This window comes from Rhodoferax sp. GT1R46, assembly GCF_056521285.1.
Map to the genome: position 1 here is coordinate 75,380 of NZ_JBWMBC010000003.1, position 20,850 is coordinate 96,229.

Consider the following 20,850-nt stretch of genomic DNA (forward strand, 5'->3'; position numbering starts at 1 on the left):
ATTATCCCAGTCTTGTAATCACAACCCCTTCGGAGTCGTGTTTATGTGAAAAACCTGTCGTTGATCGGGTCACTTTCGATGTGACCCGCTCCATCACCGTTCGGGCGTTTTGCGACTCGCGATCACGTGCGGCTTCCTTATGCCAGAGATGAAAAACTTCTGTCGCACAAAATCCATTCTTTCTTGCCACCCCACTGTGATGGAGGCGCAGCACAAAGTCCGCATCTTCGTGCCCCCAGCCGACAAATGACTCATCGAACCCATCAACGCGTTCAAAATCGGACCTCCAAACTCCCATATTGCAACTGCGTATTCCCTTCCATGAGAACGTGCGCCTCACACGAAAAGAGCCATCAGGCAGTCTGATCAAACCACTCAGCTTGTTGGCGCGACCCAAAACACGCTGCGTGAGCCAAAACCAAGGGGAACGACCACAAAGTGACTCTACGCCAGCGAGCACACCCTGGGTGAGATCTGCGGACAGAAGCACGCGGCTGCCATTCACAAAGACGCCCTCTTGCCCAAGCAGCTTGTGTCTGGCAATAAAATCGACTTCGGGCACACAATCACCATCAAGAAAAATAATGTACTTCCCACAGGAGTTCGCCACGCCACGGTTACGAATACTGGAGGCCGTAAAGCCGACATCCGGGTGCCACACATGGATCGCTCGCAACGTCCGTGCGGCTTGCGACCCAAAAACCCGCTGTTGATGCTCCAAACGGGAACCGTCATCTGCCACGATGACCTCAAAGTTCTGATCGGTCTGACAGGTCAGACCGTCCAGCACCGCCAGCAAGGCATCGCTGCGGTTGTAGGTGGTGACGACCACTGAAACAAGATCGGAAGTATCCATTTTGAACTAGACTCGACGGCTGGCAAAGTGCCGTTTACGCTGGACAGGCGCCAAATACTAACATCTCCGATGAGCAAAATATCCGTATACATCATCGCTTACAACGAAGCAGAAAAAGTCGCTGCGACCATCGAAAGCGCCCAATGGGCAGACGAGGTGGTTCTGGTGGATTCTTACAGCACGGACGGGACACAAGAGATCGCTACTCGCCTGGGCGCCCGAGTCGTCCAGGTTGAGTTCAAGGGTTTCGGGGATTTGCGCAACCAGGCGATAGCCGCCTGCACGCACGAGTGGATCTTCAGCCTCGACGCTGACGAGCGCTGCACACCAGAGGCCGAAAACGAGATACGAGAGACCATCGACAGTCCCGATGCAGCGGATGCCTACTGGATGCCCAGGCGCAATTTTTTCATGGGTCGCTGGATCAAACACTCGGGTTGGTACCCCAACTACCGCCAGCCGCAATTGTTTCGTAAAGGCTGCATGAGTTACGAGTTGAAAGCAGTCCATGAAGGCTATGTGCTGAACTCTGCCAAATCAATCGGCCATCTTCAAAATGCTATCTGGCAGTTCCCGTTCAAAAATATGAGTGAGGTAATGCACAAGGCCAACCGGTACTCTTCACTGGGGGCGCAACGCATATCCGAGCGCCGCCTGTCGATGGGAACAGCCTTGTCGCACGGCATCTGGTCTTTTGCCAAACACTATTTTTTCAAACTGGGCTTTTTGGATGGCTGGGCGGGTTTCGTCATCGCACTGGGCAATTTTGAAGGTACCTTTTACCGGTATGTCAAAGCCATTGAAATCCAGAAGGGTGTCGAATGGCAGGCTCCAGTGCACGCCAACCACCCGAAGTAGCCATCGTTGTCAATGGCACCCACTACACGTCCACCGCATGCCGGCTGGAGCTTGCGTCTGATTTTTGTATGCCTGGCCGCCGTTTCAGTAAGCTTACCAATGGCATGGATCAGCCTTTCCAAATTGATTCTGTTTGTTTTGGGATTGGGATATCTGCTGGCCGGGTACGTCAACAACCGGAGCGACTCCACATTTCAGCGACTCTGGACAACAAAGACCATTCTCGGAATCCTGATTGCGTTCGCACTCAGCCTCCTGTGGACCGAGGTCAGTATGGATTTTGCCTTGAGCATGTTTGTCAAGCACGCCAAGCTACTGAGTATCTTGCTTCTGATTTTCTTGATAAGGACAGAGCGGGAAGCTCGGTTAGCTATTGGATTTCTCGCTGCTGGGCAGCTCTTTGTTCTGATCGCGTCGTGGGCACTCGCCTCTGGAATTCTTCCATTCTTGCACTCCGACTCAACAACAAACCCAGCCAACCGGTCTGTGGTTTTCGCCGAGAGCTACCTCGATCAATCCATCATGTTTGCGACAATGGCCGCCATTTTCTGGCACCTTGCACCAGAAAGATTCTGGCCCCGTTGGTTGGCTGGTTTGGTGGCGTTGGCCGCTCTTTCCAATGTCTTGCTGCTCCTTCCAGGGCGCACCGGCTATCTGGTCGCTTTGGCAATGCTGTCTCTGGCTGCCATGTGGACGATGAACAAGCGGTTGCGACTAATTGCCCTCATCGCCACACCCCTTGTTGTCGTCATGGGTTTGTACCTTTCATCCGGTCAAGTGCGAGAGCGTATATCCCAGGTAATCATCGAATCGCAGAGTTACACCAAGCAAGTCGAAACGGCCAGTTCCTCCGGTTGGCGTCTCAACGCTTGGCGACGCTCTGTTCAGGCAATATATGAAAAGCCTTGGAACGGATACGGTGTGGGAAGCTGGACACCCGCCGTCAAACGCATGGAGGGAGACACAGCAACCCAAACCTTCGGAGTCAGCAACTCCAGCAACCCGCACCAAGAGTATCTATTGTGGGGTGTTGAATTAGGCGTTGGTGGCCCCTTGCTTTTGATCACTTTATTGGTTGCAGTGATCCGCGATACACGATTTTTCCCCGCTGCTGTTGCCAGGGCTACGTTATCGATCCTTGCTGGCATTGCCATTGCGTGCCTCTTCAACTCCGCTTTGTTTGACGATTTGATGGGCGACTATTTATGTATCAGCCTCGGACTCATGATGGCACTGGGACTGCGAAGCCGCTCTCCAAGGCAAGTCGGAAGGACACAAATGCCACAGCCTATTGAGGGCAGAACGTGACACCCGATCAATCCGCCCCTCCGGTTCAACCCGATTTGAAAAACCCTCCAGCAACCACCGTGATTGCCCGCATACGACGATTGATGCCCTATTTTGGCACCTACCCTGGAACCTGGCTGCTGGTTGCAGTAAGCGCGGTCGTAGGGGCTGCATCGGAGCCGCTGATCCCCGCACTACTGAAGCCATTATTGGATCGTGGGTTTCAACAGGGAACACTTGAAATTTGGACGGTTCCGGTCGCCTTGATATTGCTCTTTGGAGTCCGTGGTTTGGCTGGATACATATCGCAAATCGGGCTATCCAAAATCACCAATCGCGGGCTCCAGAACATGCGTCACGCAATGTTCAACAAAATACTAGTCGCCGACTTGAAACTGTTTTCAGGTCAAACCTCCAGTGCACTTACCAACACCCTCGTATACGAAGTTCAGACCGGTGCAGTGATGTTGGTCAACTCCATATTGAGCCTCGTGAGAAACGGCCTGACTTTGCTGGCACTCGTCGGATATCTTTTCTATCTCAACTGGAAATTGACCCTCATTGTGGCGGCGATCTTTCCGGCAGTGGCGCTAGTGATGCGCGTACTTACTGGAAGAGTTCATCGACTTACCCAAGCCAGTCAGGAAGCAACAGACAAGTTGGCATATGTGGTCGAGGAAAACGTGTTGGCCCATAGGGATATACGCCTTTACTCAGCGCAGCAATCACAGTCCGAGCGCTTCTCTCAACTTGGGGAGGCTCTGCGGCACCTCGCCATGAAATCGACGGTTGCGGGAGCCGCCATGACCCCCATGACGCAGATGCTGGCTGCAGTAGCCTTGTCAGCTGTTATATCGGTCGCACTCGTCCAAAGTGCCAGCAGCGGCACTTCGGTAGGGGGATTTGTTGCGTTTGTTACCGCTATGCTGATGATCATTGCGCCGATCCGACAACTTTCCGAAGTATCCAGCCCAATCACCCGTGGTCTCGTCGCGTTGGAACGAGGTTTATCACTGATTGAGGAAACGCCAAGCGAAATAGAGGGCAATTTCTCCAAACCGCGTGCAGCGGGGGATATATGCTTTCAACAAGTAAGTGTCCGCTACCCCTCCAGTTCAACACCCGCGATCGAAGACCTTGACCTGAACGTAATGTCGGGGGAGACGGTTGCGCTGGTCGGCAGCTCCGGGTCAGGTAAAACGACTCTGGCAAATCTCCTTCCCCGGTTTGTAGATGTTTGCTCAGGGCAGGTTCTTCTGGATGGCCATGATGTGCGTGATTGGTCACTGCAGGCACTGCGCTCACAGATTGCTTTTGTAAGCCAAAGCGTGGTCATGCTCAATGACAGTATTTTGGCCAACGTGGCACTGGGAATGGAGATCAACCGCGACAGAGTGACTCAATGTCTCAACGCGGCCAATCTGGCGCAGCTTGTGCAAGATTTGCCCCAGGGCATCGACACCATCGTTGGCCACAATGCCACTCAGCTTTCCGGAGGGCAACGGCAACGACTTGCCATCGCGCGCGCGCTCTACAAGGATGCACCCGTACTGATCCTGGATGAAGCCACTTCGGCGTTGGACACCGAATCCGAAAGGGCTGTTCAGGATGCATTGCAGAAATTGATGCAGAACAGAACCACTCTGGTCATCGCGCACCGGCTTTCCACCGTGATGCATGCTGACCGCATTGTCGTCATGAATGCCGGACAAATCGTCGAAACCGGCACACATCAGGACCTGATTGAAAAAAACGGGCCATATGCACGGCTGTACAAACTCGGCCTCCATGGATCAGATGAGGTCGATATGCCTGTGGCATCAGTCTAGCCCGTTGATTGCACAGCGGAATAGTAGATTGCTTCTTGCTTGCGCGCCATTTCAGACCAGAGATGAGCTTGCGCAAATAATTTCCCGGATGCCGTCATTCGCGCTGTCAAGTCCTGTTCAAACAGCACTCGGTTCAATGCGCTCGCCAATGCAGGAACATCGCGTGGATTTTCCAGAATCAGGGCGTTCATCTCGTGCGTCAAAAGTCCGGAAATCCCACAAAACCTGGCATCGCTCACCACAACAGGCAAGCCGTGGGCCATTGCTTCCAAAACGACCATAGCGAAAGTATCCTCAAGGGTCGGATGGGCGAGGCAATCAGCCGCACGGTAGGCGTCATTTACCTGTTCCAAGGCTCCCAAAAAGAATATCCGATTGCCTATGCCGCCGCCCTCGACCTCATCCCGAAAGCCAGGTATCTGGGCTGCATTGCCAACGACTGCCAAATAAACGTCTTCAGGCAGATACCGTATCGCATCAATCAGGGCCGAAAGCCCTTTTTTCCGATAATCATTCCCGACAAACAAGACGCAACGCCCCAAAACCGGCAACCCTAGCAACAGACGCGCATCACGTTTTTCGTCAATACTGATTGCAGCTTGGATTGATAGCACACCCGGCGTCACGACCTGCACCGCACCTGCGGATCGAGGATAGGTTTGGGCCATGATGGAGGCCAAACTGTTGGAAGTCACGACGATGATCCGTTGCTCGTGAACTGCGTACCTGCCACGCTCCAGAACAAGATAAGTGAGCAATCGCGGGCTGGTGAGGACCTTCAACCAGCGCAAGGCCAAGCGCCAACCGGTGCATCCATGAAATAAGTTGTATTTGACTGGCAACACATGGACTGTTTGGACCTGCCCATGCCAGGTGTTCTCATGCGAATGAACTACATCAAACCCTCGGCGTGTCGCCCACCACGAGGTAAGCGCAAACCAGAGTTGATTAATCCAGCGTGGTCTGGACAACGGGGCAGACAGCTTGTGGTAGGTCACTCCGCGCCAGTGGTGGTCTATTTGCTGCGCAAACACATGAATATCATGCCGCTGGGCCAATTGCTCAACCAACGCAATTGAATAGCGTTCGGCACCACCGCCAGTCGGCCGAAAAATGCGATTGAGGACTGCAATGCGCAGTCGCTTCGGATGGACGGCGCCCATTACACCCGCCGCCGATCTTCATACGCCGTAGCGACTTTCATCCAGAATGCCAACCGGGTCGACGAGCGAACAACCGGCACCCTGGGCAGGGCAAAAAGATCCTCGCCGGCTATGCAGCGACTACGCTGCGTCGTGGTAGCCGTCCTGTATCCCGCGTCCCTCACCATATTCACATGCTCAGCAGAAAACTCTCCGTAGGGATAACAAAAATGCTCCACCGGCTGGCCAATTGCATCCTCCAGCTCGGCTTTGCATACGACTATTTCGGCTTGACTAGAGGATGCGTCAAGCTCTTTCAGGTGGACATGATTCCGGGTGTGCGCACCAACCTCCTGGCCACCTTGGACCCATTGCATCAATTCCGCGGATGACATAAGTGCAGTTTGCTGGATTCCGACATTCAGATCCCAAATATTCGTACCACCCAGCTTCTGGCTGACCACATAACAAGTAGACGAAAACCCGTAACGCTTCAACACAGGCACCGCATTCACCAGGTTGTTCAAATAGCCATCGTCGAAAGTAATCCCAACGACCTTGCCGGATCGCTCACCTGTCAAATAGGGTTGCAAGGCGCTCATTGACAGCCCCTGGTATCCAAGCAAGCTGAGCAAAGCCATCTGACGCGAAAAATCCACCGGTGAGACGTACAAACTCCGATATGCAGCGCCTTTCACCGGTGCTACAGCAATCTGGTGATAGGTCAAAATTGGAATCGGCGACCGATTGGTAGAGCGGTAGTTCACGTTTTATCAGCGATCGGTAAGCGGTAGGTTGGCCGATTCACAGCAAAACAATATCGTACTGCGCCTGCCCCATTGCAGCCTCACTCTGCAAAGACACCGGCTTGCCAATGAACTCACTCAAGCTCGCCAGATGCTGGCTTTCTTCGTCCAGAAACAGTTCAATGACTTTGGGTGACGCAACCACGCGAAACTCCCGCGGGTTGAATTGCCTGGCCTCGCGCAATATTTCTCGCAAAATATCGTAGGCGACGCTGCGCGGGGTCTTCACGATGCCTTTGCCTTCACATGCGGCACAGGGTTCGCACAACATGTGTGCCAAAGACTCCCGGGTGCGTTTGCGCGTCATCTCAACCAAGCCCAGCTGCGAAAACCCGCCCGCCATGGTTTTGACGCGGTCGCGCGACAATTGCTTTTTGAATTCGGCCAGAACGGCGTCACGGTGATCCTCGCGCACCATGTCGATGAAGTCCACAATAATGATGCCACCGAGATTGCGCAATCGCAGCTGCCGGGCAATCGCCTGCGCAGCCTCCAGATTGGTTTTGAAAATGGTGTCGTCAAAATTACGGGCACCGACAAAACCTCCGGTGTTCACATCGACTGTGGTGAGCGCTTCCGTCTGATCCACGATCAAGTAACCACCCGACTTGAGTTCCACCCTGCGGCCGAGTGCCTTGGCTATTTCTTCATCAATGGAAAACAGGTCAAAAATCGGACGCTCGCCCTTGTAGTGCTGGAGCTTCTCGGATGCCATCGGCATGAACTCTGCCCCGAAGGCCTTGAGCGCTTCAAACTGCTCACGGGAATCCACCCGGATCGTCTGGGTGGATTCACCCACCAGATCGCGCAACACGCGCTGCAACAGGCTTAAATCCTGGTGCAGGATGGATTGCGGGGGCAATCGGAGCGACGCATCCTTGATGCGGGCCCAGGCTTTGCGCAAGTATCCAATGTCATCGGCCAACTCGGCATCCGATGCATCTTCGCCGTTGGTGCGCAATATGAAGCCGCCGCCCTGTGATCCGGCAAGTTGCTGCAACCGCGAGCGCAACTCATCTCGCTGGCCGGTTGGTATCTTTTGAGATACGCCAATGTGGTCATCCTGCGGCAGAAACACCAGCAAACGCCCGGCAATACTTATCTGGGTGGACAGTCTGGCACCTTTGGTGCCAATCGGCTCCTTGATGACCTGCACCATGAGGGCCTGGCCTTCAAAAATTTGCTTCTCAATGGGGATGAGCGGTGCTGCGCCTTTTGCGATGAAGGGCGCCTCGCCATCGGGCTGTCGGTGCCAGACATCGGCCACATGCAAAAAAGCCGCGCGCTCCAGGCCAATATCAATGAAGGCCGACTGCATGCCCGGCAAGACTCTGGCTACCTTGCCGAGGTAGACATTGCCCACCAGCCCCCGCTCCAGTGTGCGCTCCACATGCAGCTCCTGCACCGCGCCGTTTTCCATGATCGCCACCCGGGATTCCTGTGGCGACCAGTTGATCAGAATGTCTTGTTGCATGGCACTGAGTCTAGTTCGGTCCGGCTTGTAACCTTCAGACGGCGAAACCCATTGAACGCAAGGCCTGAGCCGTCTCAAACAACGGTAGTCCCATGATGCCCGAATAGCTTCCGCTTATGTGGGCAATATGTGCTGCGGCCCTGCCCTGCACCGCATAAGCGCCAGCCTTGCCGATCGGCTCTCCGGTCGCCACATACGCCTCAACGTCGCCCTCGGTCATGTCCGCAAACGTCACCCACGATTCACTGCACGCCATGACCTGCCGATCCCCAAACCCCATCGCAATCGCGGTGATGACCCGGTGGGGGCGATTGGCCAAAGCCCGGAGCATGCGCTTGGCTTCGTCGGCATCCGCTGGTTTGCCAAAAATGGTCCGTCCCATTGCCACGGTCGTGTCTGCACACAGCACCAAAGCAGGCGGCAATTGCCGCCTCAACATGCGCGCTTGCGCCGCCGCCAGCTTCAATCCGGTAACGCGCTGTACATAGGTTTTGGGTGCTTCACTAAACACCACGGCTTCCAGCGCTTCAGCGTCTTCATCCGCGTCTGGCAGCAGCAACTCATGCTTCACTCCCAGTTGGTCCAGTAGCTGGCTGCGCCGCGGACTCTGCGACGCAAGATAGATGAAATCAGTGCCAAACGTGGGGGTCATGTCTACTCTATTCGCGGTGATAGGGATGGTTGGCATTGATCGACCACGCGCGGTACAGCTGCTCAATCAACAGCACACGGGCAAAGGCGTGTGGCAAGGTCAGATCTGACAAACGAATGCGCTCATGGGCAGCCTTGCGAAAAGCGGGGTCCAGTCCATCCGGCCCCCCGATCACCAGCGCCACGTCATCTCCACCCAGTTGCCAGTCTTTGAGCTTTCCCGCCAGGGCAACCGTGGTCAGCGTTGTGCCACGTTCGTCCAGCGCAACAATGCGCGCGCCTTTGGGGATAGCAGCCTCAATGCGTGAGCGTTCAGCCGCATAGAGCGTCTCCAGGGTTTTGGAGCCCCGGGGTTCGGTCTTGACGGCCTTGAGTTCCACACGCAACTCATGTGGAAACCGCTTGGCGTAATCGTCCCACGCGGTCTGCGCCCAATCGGGCACACGCAGACCCACGGCAACAATGACCAGCCTCACAGGCGAATCAGGTCTTGCGAACGGCTGGTTTCTTGGCAGCTGCTTTTTTGGCAACTGTCTTGGCGATCGTTTTGGCAGGCGCCTTCACAACCAGTTTGATTGCGGTTTTTGCCACCGCTTTTTTTGCCACGGCCTTTTTCGCAGGAGTCGATTTGGCCGCCGGCGTCTTGGCTGCCGCAGTTTTTACGGCTTCCACTCTGGGTGCTGCCTTCGGGGCTGCAGCCTTGCGTGCCGGGGCTTTCTTGGCGGCCGCGGCCTTGACGGCCTCGGTTTTCTTCAATTGGGCCTTGGACGGGAACGCTTCCTGCACCCCTTTTTTGGCCGCATTGGAACGCCTCAAACTCATCTCGACAACAGGTGCCGCCTTGACGGGCCTGGCGCTTTCCGCCATGGCTGGCTTGGCAGAGCCCAGCTTGAGGCGTACCGGCTTTTCACCCCACAGCTCTTCCAGGTTGTAATACGTGCGGAAACTGGGCTGCATGATGTGCACCACCGCCTGGCCGCAGTCCACAATGATCCACTCACCATTGGCTTCGCCTTCAACCCGCGGCTTGGGGAAGCCCGCCTCACGCACCGCATCGCGTACGCTGGCAGCCAAACCTTTGGTTTGCCGGTTGGACGTACCCGACGCCACAATCACCCGCTCAAACAAGGCAGACAAATGCTCGGTGTCAAACACCTGAATGTCCTGGGCTTTGACGTCTTCAAGGCCGTCGACGATCGCTCGCTGGAGTTTGGTAATGTCTTTTTTGGCAACGGTGGAAGTAGTCATCAGGCAGTTCGATAGAGGTGATGGTGATCAATATAACGCGCAACGGATTCAAAAACCAGAGGGGCAACGCTTTGGTGGCTCGCCACAAGGCGGCGAATATCGGTGGCGCTGACGTCAACCGGCGGCATTTCCAGCCGCCGCAAGGTGGGCGCATCCGACAATAAGGCATTAAATGTGCCCTTGGCCCCCGCAAAATCTGCGCGAGCAGCTACACAAATTATAGCAAGTCGGGGGATTTCCTCCCAACGGTGCCAGCTCGTCAGGGCTTCTGCCTGGTCCTGACCCAGGATCAGGAACAGCTGCACACCCGGTTGTTCCGCATGCAACTCCTGCAAGGTATCCACGGTATAAGTGGCACCCGAACGCTGAATTTCCCGAGGGTCAACTACCACGCGGACCATATCCGAAAAGGCCAGTCGGGTCATCGCCAACCGGTGCTCTGCAGCTGTTAGGGTTCGACTTTTATGCCAGGCCTGCCCGGTCGGAATGATGCGCAACTCATCCAGCTCGAGTTGCACCAGGGCTGCCTGCGCCAAAGCCCGGTGTCCCAAGTGGGGAGGATCAAAAGCTCCGCCGAAAACACCAAGGCGCCGGGTCGGGCCGGGTTGAGTGCTCAAACCCAATCCCGCTTCACCAGGAATTGCGCGTACAAAGCCGCTTCCGGTGACTCCGCCTCGGGAACGGACTGGTAAGACCAGCTCGCCAATGGCGGCATGGACAGCAAAATGGACTCGGTGCGCCCACCCGATTGCAGTCCAAAATGGGTGCCACGGTCCCACACCAAATTGAACTCCACATACCGACCCCGGCGATACAGTTGAAAGGCGCGCTCGCGCTCGCCGTAAGCCGTGTCCTTGCGACGCTCCACGATGGGCAAATAGGCGGCCAGAAAAGCATCGCCCACCGATTGCATCAGAGCAAAACCATTGTCAAAACCACCCTCTGCAAAGTCATCGAAGAAGATGCCGCCGACGCCGCGCGGCTCATTTCGGTGCTTCAGAAAGAAATACTCGTCGCACCACTGCTTGAAATGGGGGTACTTGTCATCGCCAAACGCCTGCAACGCGTCGCGGCAGGTCGCGTGAAAGTGGCGCGCATCGTCTTCCTGCCCGTAAAAGGGCGTCAGATCCATGCCGCCGCCAAACCAGCACACCGGCTCCTCACCCGGATGACCAGCCGAAATCATGCGCACATTCATATGCACCGTGGGTACGTAGGGGTTGCGCGGATGAAACACCAGCGACACGCCCATGGCCTCAAATGGCGCGCCTGTCAACTCAGGCCGGTGCTGTGTGGCCGACGGCGGCAAAGCCGGGCCGCGCACATGCGAAAAACCGCAACCCGCACGCTCAAACACCGAGCCGCCTTCCAGAATACGGGTGATGCCGCTGCCTTGCAATGGCTCACCCGGCGCTTTGGACCAGGAATCTGTCAGAAAGCCCGTGTCATCCAGCCCTTCAACGGCCGTGGTGATGCGGTCCTGCAGGCCCGTTAAATAGGTCCGCACGGAGCCCACGCGTGAATCGCTCATCCCATATCCCTTTTCATTGCGTCAATGCTTGACAGCCCGGTGACCAATGTCTGTGCGGTACTGCATGCCGTCGTACCGAATGCCGTGAACCACTTCATAAGCCACCTGGCGGGCGGCCCGCGCGTTTTCCGCTAATGCAGTGACACACAGCACCCGACCACCGGTGGTTCGCAGCGTGCCACTCTGCAGTTCTGTTCCCGCGTGAAACACCATGGCGTTCTCGCTCTCCGACGGCAGCCCTTCAATGGCATCGCCCTTTCGCGGCGACATCGGGTAACCGTGCGCGGCCAAGACGACACCCAGTGCGGTGCGGCGATCCCACTCCAGCTCCATATTTGCCAAGCCACCTGGCTCCGCTGCGGCCCACAGCACGTCCAGAAAATCAGTTTTCAGGCGCATCAGAATGGGCTGTGTTTCAGGGTCCCCCATACGGCAGTTGAATTCCAGAGTCTTGACGTGGCCATGGGTATCAATCATCAGGCCCGCGTATAAAAACCCGGTGTACGGAATGCCGTCCTGCTCCATGCCCTTCAGTGTGGGCAGGATGATCTCGCGCATGGCGCGGGCGTGGATCTGCGGTGTCACTACGGGTGCGGGTGAATAGGCCCCCATGCCACCGGTATTTGGTCCCTGGTCGTCATCCAGCAGGCGTTTGTGATCCTGACTGGTGGCCAATGCCACCACATCCTTGCCATCGCACATGACGATGAAGCTGGCTTCCTCGCCTTCCAGAAACTCTTCAATCACGACCCGCGGTACTGCCACGCCATCTTCGCCGTCGTTGTGCGCCACACCCAGGGTGTTGTCACCCAGCATGAAGTCAATGGCCGCGTGCGCATCGTCCAGCGTCATGGCCACCACCACGCCTTTGCCCGCAGCCAACCCATCGGCCTTGACGACCGTGGGTGCCCCCATCTTGTTGACATACGCATGGGCCGCCACCGGGTCAGAGAACGTGGCGTACTCTGCCGTGGGAATACCATGGCGGCGCATGAACGCCTTGGAGAACGCTTTGGAGCTCTCCAGCTGCGCAGCCGCTTTGGTGGGCCCGAATATGCGCAGGCCATGCTTGCGAAACTCGTCCACCACGCCAGCGGCCAATGGCACTTCCGGCCCCACCACGGTCAGGCCAATCTTGTTTTCCTGTGCCCAAAGGCGCAGTTCCACGACATCGGTGATCGGGATGTTCTTTAGCCGCCCGTCCAGCGCGGTTCCACCGTTGCCCGGGGCGACGTAGACCATCTGGACTTTGGAAGACTGCGCGAGCTTCCAGGCCATAGCGTGTTCACGGCCGCCTCCGCCAATTACAAGTACGTTCATAGTGCAGCGTTGTGATAGATGTCTTGGGTGTCGTCCAGGTCTTCGAGTACATCCAGCAGCTTTTGCATCCGCTGGGCGTCCTCACCCGTCAACTCGATTGTGTTTTCGGCCCGCATGGTCACGCCAGCCACCTCAGCAGTCAGGCCAGCGGCTTCCAGCGCATGTTTGACCGACTCGTAGTCGGCATAGGCGGTCAGCACCTCTATGGCGCCGTCGTCATCCGTAATCACGTCTTCGGCACCGGCTTCCAGCGCCACTTCCATGATTTTGTCTTCGTTGGAGCCCGGAGCAAAGATCAACTGGCCACAGTGTTTGAACTGAAAAACCACCGAACCCTCAGTGCCCATGTTGCCGCCGAATTTACTGAAAGCGTGGCGAACTTCGGCCACGGTGCGCACCCGGTTGTCCGTCATGGTGTCAACCAAAATGGCGGCGCCGCCAATACCGTAGCCTTCGTAGCGAATTTCTTCGTAACTCACACCTTCGGCGTTGCCAGTAGCCTTGTCAATGTTGTACTTGACGCGGTCTGCGGGCATATTGGCCGCCTTGGCCCGTTCCACCGCCAGGCGCAGACGCGGATTGGTGCCCAGATCACCGCCGCCAGCCCGGGCGGCGACCGTAATTTCGCGAATGATGCGCGTCCAGATCTTCCCGCGCTTCTCATCCTGACGACCCTTACGATGCTGAATATTGGCCCATTTACTGTGTCCTGCCACGGGGATTCCTTAAAAAATTCGTTACGCTATGAGTTGAATTGTACTTTTTAGGGTTTCCATGGCTTCATCCTCTGACGCGTCCATCCTCATTGCCCAGCATGGCGACACCCAATGCCATTTGCTGGCGGACAAAGCCAATCGCCACGGCCTTATCACCGGCGCCACCGGAACCGGCAAGACCATCACCCTGCAAACCCTGGCCGAAGGCTTCTCCCGCATCGGGGTACCGGTCTTCATGGCCGACATCAAGGGCGACCTGACCGGCATCTCGCAAGCCGGAGTCATCGGTGAAAAACTGGCTGCAGTCCTCAAGGATCGTGGGCTGGACGCTCCTGAATCCATAGCATGCCCGACCACTTTGTGGGATGTTTTTGGTGAACAGGGCCACCCGGTGCGCGCCACCATCAGTGATTTGGGCCCCTTGCTGCTGGCACGCATGCTGGATCTGAACGAAACCCAGGCGGGTGTGCTCAACCTGGTTTTCAAGATTGCCGACGACAACGGCCTGCTGCTGCTCGACCTCAAAGACCTGCGCGCCATGCTGCAGTACGTGGGCGACAACGCCAAAGACTTCACCACCCAGTACGGCAACGTCAGCGCGGCCAGCATTGGCGCCATCCAGCGCGGGTTGATGCAGGTGGAGTCACAAGGCGGCGAGAAGTTTTTTGGCGAGCCCATGCTCAACATCAGCGACTTCATGCAGACCGTGGGTGGCAAAGGGGTCATCAACATCCTGGCGGCTGACAAGTTGCTGAATTCTCCCCGCCTGTACGCTACATTTTTGCTGTGGATGCTGGCCGAACTGTTTGAGCAGCTGCCCGAGGTGGGCGACCTGGACAAGCCCAAGATGGTTTTCTTCTTTGACGAAGCCCATTTGCTGTTCAACGAAGCCCCCAAGGTGCTGATCGAGCGCATTGAGTTGGTGGTGCGACTGGTGCGATCCAAAGGCGTGGGCGTGTATTTTGTGACGCAAAACCCGCTGGATATTCCCGACTCCGTGCTGGCCCAGCTGGGCAACCGTGTGCAGCACGCGCTGCGCGCCTTTACCCCGCGTGATCAGAAAGCGGTCAAGGCGACGGCGCAGACCATGCGGCAAAAGCCGGGCCTGGATATTGAAACCGCCATCACCGAACTGGCTGTGGGTGAAGCCCTCATCAGCCTGCTGGACGATAAGGGGCGCCCCACCATGACCGAGCGGGTCTATGTACTGCCGCCCGGCAGCCAGATTGGGCCCATCACCCCAGCGCAGCGCCAGGCGCTCTTGCAAGGCTCGCTGGTGGCGGGGGTTTACGAAAAGACCGAGGACCGGGAGTCTGCATTCGAAAAACTCAAAGCGCGCACCGCCGCAGCACAAACCCAGGGGGGTAGCAACCAGACGGGTGCCGCAGGCGCCAGTGCCGAGAAAAGCGGTGGCATGTTTGGCGGATTAAGCGATGTACTGTTTGGCTCCACCGGTCCACGCGGTGGCCAACATGAGGGGCTGGCCACGGCCATGGTGAAGTCCGCTGTACGCACCATGGGTTCGACCGTGGGCCGGGAGATCATCCGTGGCGTATTGGGCAGCATGCTGGGCGGCAAAAGCCGCTAAACCCGATACAACCCGACATGAACCCGGCACAACACTTGCAAGGAGACTTACACCATGAGCAACGTACACGTCATCAAACACCCGCTGGTTCAGCACAAATTGACGCTAATGCGCCAAAAAGACACCAGCACCAACAGTTTTCGGCGCCTGCTCAATGAGTTGAGCATGCTGATGGCCTATGAGGTCACCCGCGACATGGCCACCCAGGACATCGAGATCGAAACCCCCATGGAGAAAATGACCGGCCAGGTGATCGACGGCAAGAAGCTGGTGCTGGCCTCCATCCTGCGGGCAGGAACCGGCATCCTAGACGGCATGCTCACCGTCGTGCCAGGCGCACGGGTGGGCCATATTGGCCTGTACCGGGACCCCAAGACCCTGCAGGCCGTCGAGTACTACTTCAAGATGCCCAAGGACATGGAGGAACGCGACGTCATTGTGGTGGATCCCATGCTGGCCACCGGTAATTCCGCCGCCGCCGCCGTGGAGCGCGTGAAGAAACTCAACCCCCGCTCCATCAAGTTCTTGTGCTTGCTCGCTGCGCCCGAAGGGGTGGCTACCTTGCAGGCGGCGCACCCGGACGTGCCAATCTACACCGCGGCAATAGACCGGGAACTCAATGACCACGGCTACATCCTGCCCGGTCTGGGCGATGCAGGTGACCGTATTTTCGGCACCCAGTAAGGTCCCCATGCTCGATCTGCTGCTACACAACGCCACCCTACCCGATGGGCGCACCCAGATGTCGGTGGCGGTGCAAAACGGCCGCATCACCGAGGTGAAGCAGGGTTTGCTGGCACCTGCGGCCGAGACGATTGATGCGCAAGGCATGCTGCTGAGTCCGCCCTTTGTGGACGCCCATTTCCACATGGACGCCACGCTGAGTTACGGCCTGCCCCGCATCAATGAGAGCGGCACGCTGCTCGAAGGCATTGCACTGTGGGGCGAACTCAAACCCCTGCTCACACAAGATGCGCTGATCGAACGCGCCCTCACCTACTGCGACTGGGCGGTGGCCAAAGGCCTGCTGGCCATTCGAAGCCATGTGGACGTGTGCGACCCGCGCCTGCTGGCCGTAGAGGCGCTGCTGGAGGTCAAACGCCGGGTCGCGCCCTACCTGGACCTGCAACTGGTCGCCTTTCCGCAAGATGGCGCGCTGCGCGACCCACAGGGCCTGGAAAAAATCCAGCGCGCTCTGGCCATGGGCGTGGATGTCGTGGGCGGCATTCCACACTTTGAACGCACGATGGAACAGGGCGCCTTGAGCGTCAAACTGCTCTGTGAGCTCGCAGCAGCGCAAGGCAAGCTGGTGGACCTGCACTGCGACGAGTCCGACGACCCGCTCTCGCGCCACATTGAAACTCTGGCCTTCGAGAGCCAGCGCCTGGGACTGCAAGGCCGCGTCACCGGCTCGCACTGCACCTCCATGCACAGCATGGACAACTACTACGTGAGCAAGCTGCTGCCTCTGATTGCGGAGGCCGGGGTCAGCATCATCAGCAACCCGCTCATCAACATCACCCTGCAAGGCCGCCACGACACCTACCCCAAGCGCCGCGGCATGACCCGCGTGCCCGAGCTATTGGCACATGGCGTAACGGTGGCCTTTGGCCACGACTGCGTGATGGACCCCTGGTATTCACTGGGCAGCGCCGATATGCTGGAAGTGGCCAACATGGGCCTGCACGTAGCACAAATGACCAGCCAGACTGCCATGCGCCAGTGTTTTGAGGCGGTGACCAACAGCCCTGCGAAAATCATGCATCTGGAAGGCTATGGGCTTGAAAAGGGCTGCCACGCTGACTTTGTCCTGTTGCAGGCGCAAGCCCCTGTCGAAGCCATCCGCCTGCGCGCAACCCGGCTCAAGGTATTCCGGCGGGGCAAGCTGGTGGCACAGTCGCCGTCAGCAACAGCCACGTTGAATCTCCCAGGGCGACCGGAAGCCACTTCTTGGATGCATTTAGACCGCTAGCCCCAGTGAAATATGCGTGAGCAGCTATTGATTTAATAGCATATCGTGAAAGATTCCTGAATGAATCCCTGCCGTCTTGTTCCACGTTTTTCACCTAAACTCGCTGCTCACCCATCAACGCATACTATTCAAGCTCTATGGCTCCTAGATGTCCTCGCCCTCCATCTGGTCAGGCCGAACATTGCTGGATATGCCGTGTGCGGAGACAAAGCCCGTGAAGCGGTCCAGGAGTGCTTCATCGAAAAAAATGTACCCGCCGCAGAGTTTCAACTCCAATACGCCTCAAGTCGCAACCGGCAACGTGGATATCAGAATACCAGCACCTTGTCTGCCTCGACAGTCCAGTCAGCGAGCTGCGCCAGGGTGCCGCGCTGGGCACCTTCCATGATCTCATCTACACGCAGCCCACGTGCATCCATGCAGGTACCACACAGCAAGACTTCACCCTTGCGTGCGATTTTTCCCAGCATCAGCTGCACGTTGTAATACCCCTCCGGCAGCTTTTGCCCACTCTTGGCGCAGGTCACCGCATCGGCCATCAAAAACATCCGTATTTTCTGTCCTTCCTTGCCAGCTACTGCTGCGGCCAGGCGCAATGCGTTATAGGCACGCTCGTTGCCATAGGGTGCGTCGTTGAGGATGAACAGGGTGGATGACATACGTTTCTCCTTCAAAAATCAGGTTTTTTTTCAATTGGCAACCCTGCGGCCCGCCACTCACTCACGCCATCAAAAGTCTTGCGAGCGCGGTAGCCTTGGGCTTGCAGCAGCTTCACGGCTTCATCGGACATCAGGCAGAACGGGCCCCGGCAGTACGCAACGATCTCCACATCGCGAGGCAACTCGGCCAAACGCTGGGCCAATTCGGGCAGGGGCAACGAGCGCGCGTGCGGCAGATGGGCCGTGTCGTATTCGCTCTGCGGGCGCACATCAAGAACAATGACCTCGCCGCGCTTTGCCTGCGCCATCAGCTCTTTACGTCCCACGCTGACCATGCGATCCGGCTCTGCCATCAACTGCTGCAACGCCATGCGCAGCTCGACCAGGTGTTCTTCAGCCACCTGGCGCAGCGTGACGCCGAGCTGGGCAACATCGCTACCCGTGAGACTGTAGAAAATGCGCTTGCCCTCGCGGCGGGTTTGAACCAGGCGGGCTTCTTTCAGTGCTTTCAGGTGTGCACTGGCCAGCTTGTTGTCGATGGCCACTTCGGTGGAAATCGTTTCGACGGCCTTTTCCCCCTGAGCCAGCATTTCCAGTATTTCCAGCCGCTTTGGGCTGGACAGCGCCTTGCCCACGCGGGCAACCTGCTCGTACAACAGGTCTTTGACTGTTCGGTTATTCATGGTGTATATTCTAACGATCGTTTGAATGATTGGTTGATTTTCAAGGGAAATTCTTTGCGCAGGTCACCGGAAATAAATATGCAATTTGAACAGTTTGTACTTGAGCACGAGCCTGTAATCCGGCTCAGCTTCTTTTTTGTCATATTTGCCGTGGTTGGCATCTGGGAAGTCCTGGCACCTCAGCGTGCGTTGACCGTATCCAAATCCCTGCGCTGGGCAAGCAACCTTGGTCTGGTGATCCTCAATACAGTGGTGCTGCGCCTGCTATTCCCCATGGCCGCGGTGGGCATCGCGGCCTTCAGCGAAGCGAATGGCTGGGGCCTGCTCAACCATTTCCCTGTCCCATTCTGGTTGGCGGTGCCGCTGGCCGTCGTTGCCATGGACTTGGTAATCTGGCTACAACACGTCATGGTTCACGCCGTGCCTGCACTATGGCGGCTGCACCGGGTGCACCACGCGGACCTGGATTACGACCTGACCACCGGGTCACGCTTTCACCCCATTGAGATCGTGCTGTCGATGCTGATCAAGTTCGCCACCATTACCGTGCTCGGCGCACCGGTAGTGGCGGTGGTGATCTTCGAGGTGGTGCTCAATGCGGCTGCCATGTTCAATCACGGCAACATCCGTTTGCCTGTGGGCCTGGACCGCGTGCTGCGCCAGTTCATCGTCACGCCGGACATGCACCGCGTGCACCACTCCGTGGAGGATGACGAGACCCATTCGAACTTTGGCTTTAACCTGCCCTGGTGGGATCACCTGTTTGGCACCTACCGCGCGCAGCCCCGCGCTGGCCAGTTGGGGATGACCATTGGCATTCACGGCCATACCGATCCGCGGGAGGTGGCGCGCCTGGATGGCATGCTGATGATGCCCTTCAAGAGCGAAGTCGAGGGTTATGCCATCAACCGCCGTACCTGGTCTGAATAAGCCAACACACCTAACGAGACCCCAATGACAACACCTACAAAACAACTTTCGTGGTACGCGATGGCGGGGCTGATCCTCGGTATTGCCGCGACAGCTACCCTGGTGGCATCCGGCATAGGCTCACGCCAGGGCTGGTGGCATTTCACGCTCGCTTTGCAGGTTTCGGAATGGGCATTCTATGGCGCTGCATTGGCCCTCCTTTTGTCGATAGGGGGTTTGATTCAGGCACGCCCAGGGTCACAACGCAGGGGCCTGCTTCTGGCCGTCCTGGGCATCGTTGCATCACTGCCTCTCGTAGCAATAGCGATCCAATGGGAGGTTGCGAGCCGGATGTATCCCGCCATCAATGACATCAGCACCGATACCAGCGATGCGCCTGTGTTTTGGGATATGCCGATCGCCACGGACTACCCTAACGCCAAGGTTGCTGCGCAGCAACGAGCAGCCTATCCTGACCTTGCCCCACTGAAATTGGCAATACCCCCCAACGAGGCGTTTGAAAGCGCACTGGCCGCAGCAAAATACAGTGGGTGGGAGATCGTTGCCAGTGTGCCGGAAGAGGGGCGAATTGAAGCGACTGCCAAGACTCGACTGTATGGATTCACGGACGAAGTAGCGGTGCGAGTAAAACCCGCAGACGGCGGCTCCCAAGTGGATGTTCGGTCGCGTTCACGTGTCGGGCGCATTGATCGCGGAGCCAACGCCAAGCGGATTCGCGCCTATCTTGCTGCGTTGGACAAACGGGTCGCACACTAGCGCCATGGCAGCACAAGTTGCGCCTCGACTGACCGGAACTCAATCAATGGTGATGTCCATGCTCGCCGTGTACATGCTTGTGGGCAATTTCTTCCGCTGAAGCTGGACGCACATCCAATACCTTGACGGTAAAGCGCAAGTCCTTTCCCGCAAGCGGGTGGTTGCCGTCCAAGTGCACGGTATCGCCCTTGATCTTGAGCACGTTGAATACCTGCTCATTTCCGCCTTCGGTGTAACCCTTGAGCTGGCCACCTACCTTCACGCCGGCAGGAAACTCCTTTTTGGGAATGGTGCGAACCAGGGCCTCTTCACGCTGGCCGAAGGCTTCGTCAGCCGTCAGAGTCAGTGTCACCTGGTAGCCGGGTTCCTGGCCCTCCAGTGCGGATTCGATCTTCGGAAAGGTGTTGTCATAGCCGCCATGCAGGTAAACCATGGGGTCACTGCTATTGTCGATCAGTTTGCCTGCGGCATCCGCCACAGAAAAACGCAAGGTAACGGCGGTGTCTTTTTCAATTTTCATAAGGCTGTGTAGTCGGTTGGATGG

Annotated in this window: 22 protein-coding genes; 8 read left to right on the forward strand and 14 right to left on the reverse strand. The window is 57.2% G+C overall.

Features of this window, described 5'->3' with window-relative positions; genetic code table 11:
* Window position 1: 1 nt before the first annotated feature.
* Complete coding sequence (locus tag AC097W_RS08895; RefSeq protein WP_479602146.1) at window positions 2–856, reverse strand: glycosyltransferase family 2 protein; 855 nt, start codon at window positions 854–856, stop codon at window positions 2–4.
* Between the two features lie 69 nt (window positions 857–925).
* Here AC097W_RS08895 and AC097W_RS08900 point away from each other — a divergent pair, with 69 nt between their 5' ends.
* The 3 genes from AC097W_RS08900 to msbA all read left to right on the forward strand — a co-directional run bounded on the left by AC097W_RS08900 (window position 926) and on the right by msbA (window position 4,830).
* Complete coding sequence (locus tag AC097W_RS08900) at window positions 926–1,714, forward strand: glycosyltransferase family 2 protein (protein ID WP_479602147.1); 789 nt, start codon at window positions 926–928, stop codon at window positions 1,712–1,714.
* Between the two features lie 99 nt (window positions 1,715–1,813).
* Window positions 1,814–3,022, forward strand: coding sequence for an O-antigen ligase family protein (locus AC097W_RS08905; protein WP_479602148.1), 1,209 nt, complete (start codon window positions 1,814–1,816; stop codon window positions 3,020–3,022).
* Window positions 3,023–3,105: 83 nt separating this feature from the next.
* A complete protein-coding gene (gene msbA / locus AC097W_RS08910) occupies window positions 3,106–4,830 on the forward strand; it encodes a lipid A export permease/ATP-binding protein MsbA (protein WP_479602426.1) in 1,725 nt (574 codons plus the stop codon).
* Here msbA and AC097W_RS08915 read toward each other — a convergent pair.
* The 10 genes from AC097W_RS08915 to AC097W_RS08960 are packed head-to-tail and all read right to left on the reverse strand — an operon-like array spanning window position 4,827 to window position 13,718.
* On the reverse strand, window positions 4,827–5,993 hold the full coding sequence (locus tag AC097W_RS08915; protein ID WP_479602149.1) for a glycosyltransferase family 4 protein: 1,167 nt from the start codon (window positions 5,991–5,993) through the stop codon (window positions 4,827–4,829). The genes msbA and AC097W_RS08915 overlap by 4 nt on opposite strands.
* Window positions 5,993–6,739: a polysaccharide deacetylase family protein gene (locus tag AC097W_RS08920; RefSeq protein WP_479602150.1), complete on the reverse strand. Its 747-nt coding sequence runs from the start codon at window positions 6,737–6,739 to the stop codon at window positions 5,993–5,995. Before AC097W_RS08920 ends, AC097W_RS08915 begins: the two co-directional genes overlap by 1 nt.
* A 37-nt stretch (window positions 6,740–6,776) precedes the next feature.
* Window positions 6,777–8,252, reverse strand: coding sequence for a ribonuclease G (gene rng, locus AC097W_RS08925; protein WP_479602151.1), 1,476 nt, complete (start codon window positions 8,250–8,252; stop codon window positions 6,777–6,779).
* 34 nt (window positions 8,253–8,286) lie between these two features.
* Window positions 8,287–8,904 carry a Maf family protein gene (locus AC097W_RS08930; RefSeq protein ID WP_479602152.1) on the reverse strand — a complete coding sequence of 206 codons (618 nt, stop codon included), beginning with the start codon at window positions 8,902–8,904 and terminating at the stop codon, window positions 8,287–8,289.
* 7 nt (window positions 8,905–8,911) lie between these two features.
* Complete coding sequence (rlmH, locus tag AC097W_RS08935; protein ID WP_479602153.1) at window positions 8,912–9,379, reverse strand: 23S rRNA (pseudouridine(1915)-N(3))-methyltransferase RlmH; 468 nt, start codon at window positions 9,377–9,379, stop codon at window positions 8,912–8,914.
* Between the two features lie 7 nt (window positions 9,380–9,386).
* The gene (rsfS, locus tag AC097W_RS08940; protein WP_479602154.1) at window positions 9,387–10,151 is read right to left on the reverse strand and encodes a ribosome silencing factor; all 765 of its coding nucleotides are present in this window, start codon (window positions 10,149–10,151) and stop codon (window positions 9,387–9,389) included.
* A complete protein-coding gene (gene nadD, locus AC097W_RS08945) occupies window positions 10,151–10,768 on the reverse strand; it encodes a nicotinate-nucleotide adenylyltransferase (protein ID WP_479602155.1) in 618 nt (205 codons plus the stop codon). The genes rsfS and nadD overlap by 1 nt, the downstream gene beginning before the upstream one ends.
* Window positions 10,765–11,682, reverse strand: a complete 918-nt coding sequence (hemF, locus tag AC097W_RS08950) for an oxygen-dependent coproporphyrinogen oxidase (protein WP_479602156.1) — start codon at window positions 11,680–11,682, stop codon at window positions 10,765–10,767. Before hemF ends, nadD begins: the two co-directional genes overlap by 4 nt.
* Window positions 11,683–11,703: 21 nt before the next feature.
* Window positions 11,704–13,002: a phosphoribosylamine--glycine ligase gene (gene purD / locus AC097W_RS08955; protein ID WP_479602157.1), complete on the reverse strand. Its 1,299-nt coding sequence runs from the start codon at window positions 13,000–13,002 to the stop codon at window positions 11,704–11,706.
* Window positions 12,999–13,718 carry a YebC/PmpR family DNA-binding transcriptional regulator gene (locus AC097W_RS08960; RefSeq protein WP_479602158.1) on the reverse strand — a complete coding sequence of 240 codons (720 nt, stop codon included), beginning with the start codon at window positions 13,716–13,718 and terminating at the stop codon, window positions 12,999–13,001. The genes purD and AC097W_RS08960 overlap by 4 nt, the downstream gene beginning before the upstream one ends.
* A gap of 58 nt (window positions 13,719–13,776) precedes the next feature.
* Here AC097W_RS08960 and AC097W_RS08965 point away from each other — a divergent pair, with 58 nt between their 5' ends.
* From AC097W_RS08965 to AC097W_RS08975, 3 genes are read left to right on the forward strand one after another with little or no spacing between them, the layout of a single operon-like run.
* Window positions 13,777–15,306, forward strand: coding sequence for a helicase HerA-like domain-containing protein (locus tag AC097W_RS08965; RefSeq protein WP_479602159.1), 1,530 nt, complete (start codon window positions 13,777–13,779; stop codon window positions 15,304–15,306).
* Window positions 15,307–15,360: 54 nt separating this feature from the next.
* Complete coding sequence (gene upp / locus AC097W_RS08970; RefSeq protein WP_479602160.1) at window positions 15,361–15,990, forward strand: uracil phosphoribosyltransferase; 630 nt, start codon at window positions 15,361–15,363, stop codon at window positions 15,988–15,990.
* 7 nt (window positions 15,991–15,997) lie between these two features.
* On the forward strand, window positions 15,998–17,278 hold the full coding sequence (locus tag AC097W_RS08975) for an amidohydrolase family protein (RefSeq protein WP_479602428.1): 1,281 nt from the start codon (window positions 15,998–16,000) through the stop codon (window positions 17,276–17,278).
* Between the two features lie 308 nt (window positions 17,279–17,586).
* On the opposite strand, the gene AC097W_RS08980 is transcribed toward AC097W_RS08975, so the two are convergent.
* Window positions 17,587–17,937, reverse strand: a complete 351-nt coding sequence (locus tag AC097W_RS08980; protein ID WP_479602161.1) for a DsrE/DsrF/TusD sulfur relay family protein — start codon at window positions 17,935–17,937, stop codon at window positions 17,587–17,589.
* An 11-nt stretch (window positions 17,938–17,948) separates the two neighbouring features.
* The gene (locus AC097W_RS08985; RefSeq protein ID WP_479602162.1) at window positions 17,949–18,620 is read right to left on the reverse strand and encodes an ArsR/SmtB family transcription factor; all 672 of its coding nucleotides are present in this window, start codon (window positions 18,618–18,620) and stop codon (window positions 17,949–17,951) included.
* A gap of 78 nt (window positions 18,621–18,698) precedes the next feature.
* Between AC097W_RS08985 and AC097W_RS08990 the strand changes: the two genes are divergently transcribed.
* Both AC097W_RS08990 and AC097W_RS08995 read left to right on the forward strand, forming a co-directional pair.
* Window positions 18,699–19,550 carry a sterol desaturase family protein gene (locus AC097W_RS08990; protein WP_479602163.1) on the forward strand — a complete coding sequence of 284 codons (852 nt, stop codon included), beginning with the start codon at window positions 18,699–18,701 and terminating at the stop codon, window positions 19,548–19,550.
* A 24-nt stretch (window positions 19,551–19,574) separates the two neighbouring features.
* Complete coding sequence (locus tag AC097W_RS08995) at window positions 19,575–20,306, forward strand: DUF1499 domain-containing protein (RefSeq protein WP_479602164.1); 732 nt, start codon at window positions 19,575–19,577, stop codon at window positions 20,304–20,306.
* A gap of 43 nt (window positions 20,307–20,349) precedes the next feature.
* Here the strand turns inward: AC097W_RS08995 and AC097W_RS09000 are convergent, their stop codons facing one another.
* On the reverse strand, window positions 20,350–20,826 hold the full coding sequence (locus AC097W_RS09000) for an FKBP-type peptidyl-prolyl cis-trans isomerase (protein WP_479602165.1): 477 nt from the start codon (window positions 20,824–20,826) through the stop codon (window positions 20,350–20,352).
* Between the last annotated feature and the right edge of the window lie 24 nt (window positions 20,827–20,850).